General features: G+C 59.2%; 7 protein-coding genes. 3 read left to right on the plus strand and 4 right to left on the minus strand.

What is annotated here, in order from left to right; genetic code table 11:
• Positions 1-84: 84 nt before the first annotated feature.
• Positions 85-2,256: a malate synthase G gene (locus tag IP76_RS16215; protein WP_054159260.1), complete on the plus strand. Its 2,172-nt coding sequence runs from the start codon at positions 85-87 to the stop codon at positions 2,254-2,256.
• A gap of 77 nt (positions 2,257-2,333) precedes the next feature.
• Here IP76_RS16215 and IP76_RS16220 read toward each other — a convergent pair whose 3' ends face one another.
• Entirely contained in the window at positions 2,334-2,999 is a 666-nt protein-coding gene (locus IP76_RS16220) for a L,D-transpeptidase (RefSeq protein ID WP_054159261.1), read from the minus strand.
• A 37-nt stretch (positions 3,000-3,036) separates the two neighbouring features.
• Here IP76_RS16220 and IP76_RS23155 point away from each other — a divergent pair, with 37 nt between their 5' ends.
• Together IP76_RS23155 and IP76_RS16225 are read left to right on the plus strand one after the other, a co-directional pair.
• Positions 3,037-3,180: a hypothetical protein gene (locus IP76_RS23155; protein WP_156318606.1), complete on the plus strand. Its 144-nt coding sequence runs from the start codon at positions 3,037-3,039 to the stop codon at positions 3,178-3,180.
• Positions 3,177-3,653: an MmcB family DNA repair protein gene (locus tag IP76_RS16225; protein ID WP_054159262.1), complete on the plus strand. Its 477-nt coding sequence runs from the start codon at positions 3,177-3,179 to the stop codon at positions 3,651-3,653. The genes IP76_RS23155 and IP76_RS16225 overlap by 4 nt, the downstream gene beginning before the upstream one ends.
• 2 nt (positions 3,654-3,655) lie before the next feature.
• Here IP76_RS16225 and IP76_RS16230 read toward each other — a convergent pair whose 3' ends face one another.
• The 3 genes from IP76_RS16230 to hrpB form a co-directional block, all read right to left on the minus strand.
• Positions 3,656-4,234 (minus strand): ActR/PrrA/RegA family redox response regulator transcription factor, encoded by a 579-nt coding sequence (locus tag IP76_RS16230; RefSeq protein WP_054159263.1) that lies wholly within the window; start codon positions 4,232-4,234, stop codon positions 3,656-3,658.
• A gap of 72 nt (positions 4,235-4,306) precedes the next feature.
• Positions 4,307-5,608 carry an ActS/PrrB/RegB family redox-sensitive histidine kinase gene (locus IP76_RS16235; protein WP_054159264.1) on the minus strand — a complete coding sequence of 434 codons (1,302 nt, stop codon included), beginning with the start codon at positions 5,606-5,608 and terminating at the stop codon, positions 4,307-4,309.
• Positions 5,609-5,627: 19 nt separating this feature from the next.
• Positions 5,628-8,105, minus strand: coding sequence for an ATP-dependent helicase HrpB (gene hrpB, locus IP76_RS16240; protein WP_054159265.1), 2,478 nt, complete (start codon positions 8,103-8,105; stop codon positions 5,628-5,630).
• Between the last annotated feature and the right edge of the window lie 449 nt (positions 8,106-8,554).

Here is an 8,554-nt window from a genome sequence, read left to right on the forward strand (position 1 = left end):
ATAATATTTGTCATTTATGCCTGATTGACTATCAATTTGTCATGGGGATGACTGCTGTCACGCAAATATGGAGTGGGAACAGCGATGGTTTACGTCAAGGAAAACGGGCTCTCGATCGACGAGCGGCTTTATGACTTCGTCTGCAAGCATGCCATCCCGGGAACCGGCATTGATTCCAAGGCCTTCTTTGCCGGCCTGTCCGACATTATTCATGATCTCGCACCAAAGAATCGTGCCCTTCTCGCCAAACGTGACGAATTTCAGGCTCAGATCGACGCATGGTACCGCGAAAATGGTGCACCGGTTGATCTTGCCGCTTATGAAAGTTTCCTCAGGCAGATCGGCTACCTTCTGCCGGAAGGCGAGGCATTCTCCATAGACACAGGCAATGTCGACGCCGAGATCGCGTCTATTGCCGGTCCACAGCTCGTGGTTCCCGTCATGAACGCCCGCTATTCCTTGAATGCTGCCAATGCGCGGTGGGGTTCGCTCTATGATGCGCTTTACGGCACCGATGCCATTTCGGAAGCCGATGGAGCGGAGAAGGGCAAGGGCTACAATCCCGTGCGCGGCCAGAAGGTCATCGACTGGGCGCGAGACTTCCTCGGCCGGTCCGCCCCGCTGGCAGCTGGCGATTGGTCAAGGGTCGCAGCGCTCTCGGTCGAAGGTGATTCCCTGTCGATTAAGCTTGCGGATGGCTCCGTTACCGGCTTGGCTGATCCGGCGCAGTTTGCCGGCTATCGTGGGGAACGATCCAAGCCTGAAGCCATTATGCTCCGCAAGAACGGTCTGCATGTTGAGATCATGATCGACACCACGGGCGTAATTGGGCGATCAGACCCAGCGGGCATCAACGATGTCCGACTCGAATCGGCTATCACCACAATCATGGACTGCGAGGACTCCGTCGCCGCTGTTGATGCCGAAGACAAGGTCGTCGTCTACACGAATTGGCTGGGCTTGATGCGCGGCGATCTGACTGAAGAAGTCAGCAAGGCCGGCAAGACCTTCACGCGCGCCCTCAACGATGATGTCGACTATGTCGCCCCAGGTGGAGCAGCAGCGACGCTTCCCGGTCGCTCGCTGATGCTGGTCCGGAATGTCGGCCACCTGATGACCAATCCGGCGATCCTCGACAAGGATGGCAATGAAGTGCCCGAAGGTATCATGGATGCGGCGGTGACCGGCCTCATCGCACTGCACGACATCGGACCTTCTGGCCGGCGGAAAAACTCGCGCGCCGGCTCGATGTATGTCGTCAAACCCAAAATGCATGGCCCCGAAGAGGTTGCCTTCGCCTGCGAGGTCTTCGCGCGCGTCGAAGCCCTTGTTGGCATGGCGCCCAACACGATCAAGATGGGCATCATGGATGAAGAGCGCCGCACCACCGTGAACCTCAAGGAGTGCATCCGCGCTGCCCGCGAGCGTGTCGTCTTCATTAATACCGGCTTCCTCGATCGCACTGGCGATGAAATCCATACGTCGATGGAGGCCGGACCAATGATCCGCAAGGGCGACATGAAGCAGGCAGCCTGGATCGCGGCCTATGAAAACTGGAATGTCGATATCGGGCTGGAATGCGGTTTGTCGGGCCATGCCCAGATCGGCAAGGGCATGTGGGCCATGCCGGATCTGATGGCTGCCATGCTGGAGCAAAAGATCGGTCATCCGAAGGCCGGCGCAAACACGGCTTGGGTCCCGTCGCCGACAGCCGCGACGCTGCACGCGACGCACTATCACAGCATCAACGTTGCAGAGATCCAGCGCGCGTTGATGTCACGTCCACGTGCAGCCCTGTCCGATATCTTGTCCGTACCTGTCGCTGCCAGGCCGAACTGGACGGATGAGGAGATCCAGCGCGAACTCGACAACAATGCCCAGGGTATTCTGGGCTACGTGGTACGCTGGGTCGACCAAGGGATCGGATGTTCCAAGGTGCCGGACATCAACAATGTCGGCTTGATGGAAGACCGGGCGACATTGCGGATTTCGGCTCAACACATGGCCAACTGGCTGCACCATGGAATAGCCTCCGAGGCACAGGTCATCGAAACGATGAAGCGGATGGCGGTGGTGGTCGATGGCCAGAATGCCGGCGATGCCGCCTATAATCCGATGGCCGTTGACTATGACGGATCCATTGCCTTCCAGGCAGCCCTTGAGCTCGTTCTCAACGGGCGCAGTCAGCCAAACGGCTATACGGAGCCTGTCTTGCATCGGCGTCGTCTCCAGCTGAAGGCCGCGCAAGCCGCCTGACCCGCTGTTTCCCCGGAACAGAAAAAGCCGCCGGATCGCTCCGGCGGCTTTGTTTATTGGGCATCTGGAAACAGCTCTTACTGCTGCACGATGACCTTGGCCATACGGCCCGGCTTGACCCGGTTGTAAAGATCAATCACGTCCTGGTTCATCAGGCGGATGCAGCCAGACGAAGCTGCCGTGCCGATGGACTTCCATTCTGGCGTTCCATGCAGGCGGAACAGGGTGTCCTGGCCCTCGGCATTGAAGAGGTAAAGCGCGCGTGCACCGAGCGGGTTCGTCAGGCCGGGCTCCATGCCCTTCTCGACATACTTTGCAATTTCGGGTTTTCGCTCTGCCATTTCCTTTGGCGGATGCCAGGTCGGCCATGCCTGCTTCCAGGCGATATACGCTTCACCTTCCCAGGCAAATCCCTGTTTGCCGACGCCGATACCATAACGAACGGCCTTGCCGCGTGGCAGCACGTAATAGAGGAAGCGCTCGCGTGTATTGACGATGATAGTTCCCGCTTTTTCGGCAGTCTTGTATTCAACGATTTGTCGATGATACTTCTTGTCGAGCTTCTCAACGGGAATCGACGGAAGCGCAAAACCAGCGTCCGTGACGCCGCCGTAGGAATCGCTGAAGATTTCCACCTTGGTCGTATCAGCGACTTCTTTGGTGTCGCCTGATGTGGTGGTGCAGCCTGCGAGGCCGAGCGACAGTGCAAGGCCGATCGCGGTTGTAAATGTGCGGAAGCGCATGAGATAAGCTCTTGAGATGTGGCGGGGAGATGGTGCCGTGACCATCGTCGAATATGGTTTATTTTGGATTAATCTCGGTCAAGCAAGTGTCATCTGTCACCGGCGCCTGATGGGGACAGCAAAGTGGCCGGCCATTGCTTTTTTGCAACAAGGTCAGGGCCAAAAGAGACTTAATACATGACGATAGTGTCGATCGGAGTTAACAATCCCCTAATTGACGGGCGACAGTCCGAGCGTGCCATGCTGATTCGCCGGGGCGTTCAGGTGCTTTTGTCCGAGATGGGCCTTGCGCTTCTGCCCGAATTGACGCTCTCGAATGGGCGCCGTGCCGATCTTATTGCGCTGACCGACAAGGGCGAGATCTGGATCATCGAGATCAAGTCCTCCGTCGAGGACTTTCGTGTCGACAGGAAGTGGCACGAATATCGAGGCTTTTGCGATCGCTTGTTCTTCGCTACGCATGCGGGTGTGCCAGCATCCATATTTCCCGAAGACTGCGGACTTCTGCTGTCAGATGGGTATGGTGGCCATATCCTGCGCGACGCACCCGAGCACCGCCTTGCGCCGGCCACCCGAAAAGCCGTCACGCTGAATTTTTCGCGGGCGGCAGCGCATCGCCTGATGCAGGCAGAATGGACGGCCCGCACATCTTGAGACTACTTGGGTGCGCGTTTGGCCAGGATGCGCTGCAAGGTACGCCGATGCATGTTCAGGCGTCTTGCCGTCTCGGACACATTGCGCTCACAGCTTTCATACACGCGCTGGATATGCTCCCAGCGAACCCGATCGGCAGACATCGGATTTTCGGGAATTTCCGCCTTTTCGCCCGGCCGCTGGGTGAGGGCGAGATAGATATCGTCCGCATCCGCCGGCTTTGCAAGATAGTCGAGGGCGCCGAGTTTAACAGCTGTCACGGCCGTGGCGATGTTTCCATATCCGGTCAGGACAATGATACGTGTGTCGCTCCGGCGCTCCCGTATGGCTTCAATGACATCGAGCCCGTTCCCGTCACCGAGCCTGAGGTCGACCACGGCGAAGCTTGGGGGGGCCTCCTTGGCCCTGGCAACGCCTTCAGCGACGGATCCGGCGAGATCTACTACAAATCCCCGGCTTTCCATCGCCCGGGCAAGGCGCCGAAGAAAAGGAGCGTCATCATCAACGATCAGCAAAGTGGGGTTCGGCCCCAGTGCAGAACTGCCGGTAGAGTTCACGGTCTGCGATACGACATCGGTCATGAGTGACAACCTTGGAATTGTTCTAACGTGGTCCTGTGCGAGTATATGGTCCTCACACCCCGGAAGGTAAAGTCATAAAGCCGTATCGACTTCCATGTATTCGCGCGGCCATGTGACGATGACTCGCGCACCGGGTCGCGCCGGGGCGCCGTTCTCGAAACGCAGGCTGGCGCCTGATCTCTCCAGGAGCGTTTTGGCGATGAATAGGCCCAAACCCAAACCGCCCGCCCGGGAGTCGCGCTGACGGCTGGTTACGTAGGGTTCGCCGATCCGTTGAAGGACCCCCGCTGAGAAACCATCACCGTCGTCTTCGATCGTCACCCGTACTTCCGAATTGCTGTATTCGGTCGTCACCGTGACCTTCGACTGTGCATAGTCGACGGCGTTTTCGAGCAAATTACCAAGGCCGTAGAGGATGGCGGGATTGCGGGCGCCGACCGGTTCATTCCCCCTGTCGCTTTTCTCAATGAGTTCGACAACGATGCCGAACTCTCGGTGCGGCGCGATTACTTCCTCGATCATCGAGGAAAGCGGCAATTGGCGCATATGCGCCTCGCCATCCGAGGTCAGGGTCGTCAAACGACGCAGAATGTCCCGGCATCGCTCGCTCTGGCTCCGGAGCAACTGCACGTCCTCCCGATAGCGCTCGTCATTGCCCAACTCCCGCTCCATTTCCTTCGCGACCACGCTGATCGTCGCGAGCGGTGTCCCCAGCTCATGGGCAGCTGCGGCAGCGAGTCCATCCAGCTGATGCAGATGCTTTTCCCGCTGGAGAATGAGCTCCGTCGCGGTCAGTGCATCGGCGAGCAAGGTTGATTCCTGGGAGACGCGATAGGCGTAAAAGGCAGCGAACGCCGTCATCGACACGATCGAGCTCCACATGGCCAGCTGCAGGAGCGGATGAACTTCGAGCGCCTGCCCGTCGAACCAAGGCAGTGAATAGGGCGTGAACGCGAATAGAGTGATGAAGGCGAGCGCGGTGACGAAAAGCGCGATGGACTGCCGACTTGGCTGCGATGCGAACGAAATGATGACCGGAATACAAATCAGCGGCGCGAAGGGATTGCTCAAGCCGCCGGTGATGAAAAGGAGCCCCCCCATCTGGAAAAGATCGAGCGCCAGGACAGCAAAGGCTGCAGCCGGTTCAAGACGATAGGTTGCAGGAAAGGCAATCGACAGGAAGGTATTGGCAGCAGCCAACGCTCCGATCAATACGAAGCAGGCGGTAAGGGGCAGCGAAAACTGGAACCAGAATGCCACTAGCACCACCGTCAGCAGCTGTCCGGCGACCGCGACCCAGCGCAATCTGACCAGTGTTTCAAGCCTGAGCCGTCGACTGGACGGACCAAACTTTGCGGCAAGATCAATGTTCATCGGCAGTGTCCTTCTTCTGTCAGGTGCCGCGCGGCTTCACTCTGTTCGTTGGATCGGCCGATGCCGGATCCTCCGGCCAGGGATGCTTTGGATATCGTCCGCGCATATCCGCCCGGACATCTTTCCAGGAGCCCCTCCAGAAACCCGGTAGATCGCGCGTCGTCTGAATGGGACGGTGCGCCGGCGAGGTCAACTCGAGAAGCAGTGGCAATTTGCCGCCGCCGATGGCAGGATGGACTTTGAGCCCGAACAGTTCCTGCACACGGATCTGCACCACCGGCTCGTCCCCATCATAACGGATCGGATGAGCTTGTCCGGTTGGTGCAAGGAAATGGGTGGGAACCAGCTTGTCCATGTCACGCTGAAGCCCGTGCGGTACGAGTGAAGCCAGGCCATCCTGCAGCGAACTGCCCGAAATCTCCGAGAACCCGCCGATGCCGGACTGGAACGGCACGAACCATACATCCAGGGCGTCGAGAAGGGCTTCGTTCCGAACATCCGGCCATGGGGCACCCAGCGTGCGATGCAGGAAACCGAGCCTCTGACGAAACTGTTGACTGGTCTTTGAAAACGGCAGGGGCTGGAGACCGAGAAGTTTCACGCCTTCCGCCAATGCCAGCGCCGCCGCCTCGCCCTTGGGTTTCGGCAAAGGCTGTTCTTCAAGCGTGATGGCGCCTATCCGCGTCACGCGCCGCGCTCGAACCTGACGGCTGTCGGTGTCGAAGCCACTCTCATCTGCGCGCGAGATCAGTTCAGGCATTTGTTCGACAATATCCGTGAACCTGATTTCTGCTGCGGCAAGAACCCGCGCGCGCGCAGCCTTGCCCGTGAGGTCTGCCACAACCAGCATGTCGGCTCCGGCGAGTCGTTCCGTCTCGGGGATTTCTGCACCGCGACCATTGGCGAGCACGAACCGGCCACGTCCGCCCCGCTGGCGTGCGATGCGATCGGGGAAGGCATGCATCAGAAGTGTGCCCGCAGACGCGCTCGGTACTGCGGGATCGCGATCTTTCCCCGTCCCGATTCCATTGATCAGACGCGCTGCCAGCTGCCGTGCGGCCTTCGCTCGCTCTCCACCTTCGCGTCGGAAACGTCGCAGCCGTTCGTCCAGATCGATGTCATTGCCGCCCAGACCCTGCTCGGTCATGAGAACGGCGAGTTCTGCCGCCTGCTGTCCGTCACCTGTGTCAGCCGCCGCAAGCACCATGGCCGCCAGCCGGACAGGCAGCCCCATGCCCCGCATCTGTCGTCCCCGCGGTGTCAGATGATGGGCATCGTCCAGCGCGCCGAGCCGGACCAGAAGACTTCGCGCTTCGGATAGACTTGATAACGGTGGTTTGTCGAGCAGAGGGAATGTCTCCAGATCCTGTACGCCCCACTGCGCAAGATCGATGACAAGCCCTGTCAGGTCCGATGCCAGGATCTCTGGCGGCGTATAGGCGGGCAGCGCGGCTGTCTGGCCTTGATGCCATAGCCGGATCGCCGTGCCCGGTTCCGTTCTGCCGGCACGCCCGGCACGTTGATCGGCCGAAGCGCGCGAAACACGAACGGTTTCTAGACGCGTGATCCCCGTCGAAGCTTCGAAAACGGGAAGCCGCTGCAAGCCACTATCGATAACAACCCTGACCCCGTCGATGGTGATCGAGGTCTCGGCAATGGACGTGGCGAGGACGACCTTGCGCCGACCGGGAGGGCAGGGCCGTATGGCTGCGTCCTGCTCGGCCTGGTCGAGATTGCCGTAAAGAGGTGAGATGTCTGTGCCGGCCGGCAAGCGGCCCTCGAGCCTTTCTGCGACGCGCCTGATTTCGGCCTGTCCCGGAAGAAAGGCAAGGATTGACCCTTCTTCTTCCTGCAGGGCCTGCAATATGGTTGCAGTCATCACATCTTCGATACGCTCCGTGCCGCTGCGATCGCGGTAGCGAATTTCGACCGGGTGGCTGCGCCCTTCACTGGCAACGATCAGCGGATCTTCAAGAAGCGCGGCGACACGCGCGACGTCGAGCGTAGCCGACATGACCAGGATCCGCAGATCCGGCCTGAGCGCCGCCTGGGCCTCAAGGGCCAGAGCCAAGCCGAGATCGGCATCGAGCGAACGCTCGTGAAATTCGTCGAACAGAATAGCCGCAACACCGGAGAGTTCGGGATCGTCGAGGATCATGCGCACGAACACACCCTCTGTCACCACTTCTATCCGCGTCTTTGCGGAGATCCGATTGTCGAGCCGCATGCGATATCCGACAGTCTCCCCTAGTTTTTCCCCGAGGAGGGATGCCATTCTGGCTGCCGCCGCACGGGCGGCGAGCCGCCTTGGCTCAAGCAGGATGATCCGGCCGTCGTCGCGCCAGGAGGCCGACAGAAGTGAAAGCGGAACAAGCGTGGTCTTGCCGGCACCTGGTGGCGCGGACAGCACAAGGCGGGTCTGCGTCTCCAGATGCGTCTGGATCTCATCCAGTTTGCCGCTGATCGGAAGATCGGGCGGAGAAAAAGCGTCTGCCATTATCAGTTCGTCACCACATTAAGACCGCAAGGGCGTAAGGACCGTAGACTTTTTTCATCGTCGCGATTGGGGCGACCCGCTGGGGGCAGGGGACGGACCCTTGTTGGAAACTATGGCTCGCGTTACGTGCCAGAGTGCTGGATATGACGGCGACGCACCCGCGCGGGGATCGAGATTTAGCATAATGAAGCGGCCTCCGTATCTCCGCCCTATAGAGTGCATGTCTGAGCCTACTCAAGGGAGCCTCGCCCATGCAAGGAGACCACCGTGAACCCGGCATTCCCGGGACAGGTCGGCTCCGTCAAAAGGTTACAAATGACATCGATGCAGATGTATCTTCAAATAAACTCTATAATTTCAGGTGGTTATAAGATTTTATCAAAAATATGAAACTCCACTGTTGACGGTATAGGGCTCGAGCCGTATAAGCCGCTTCACCGAACGAGAGG

Source organism: Rhizobium sp. AAP43 (assembly GCF_001296045.1).
Taxonomy (GTDB): domain Bacteria; phylum Pseudomonadota; class Alphaproteobacteria; order Rhizobiales; family Rhizobiaceae; genus Allorhizobium.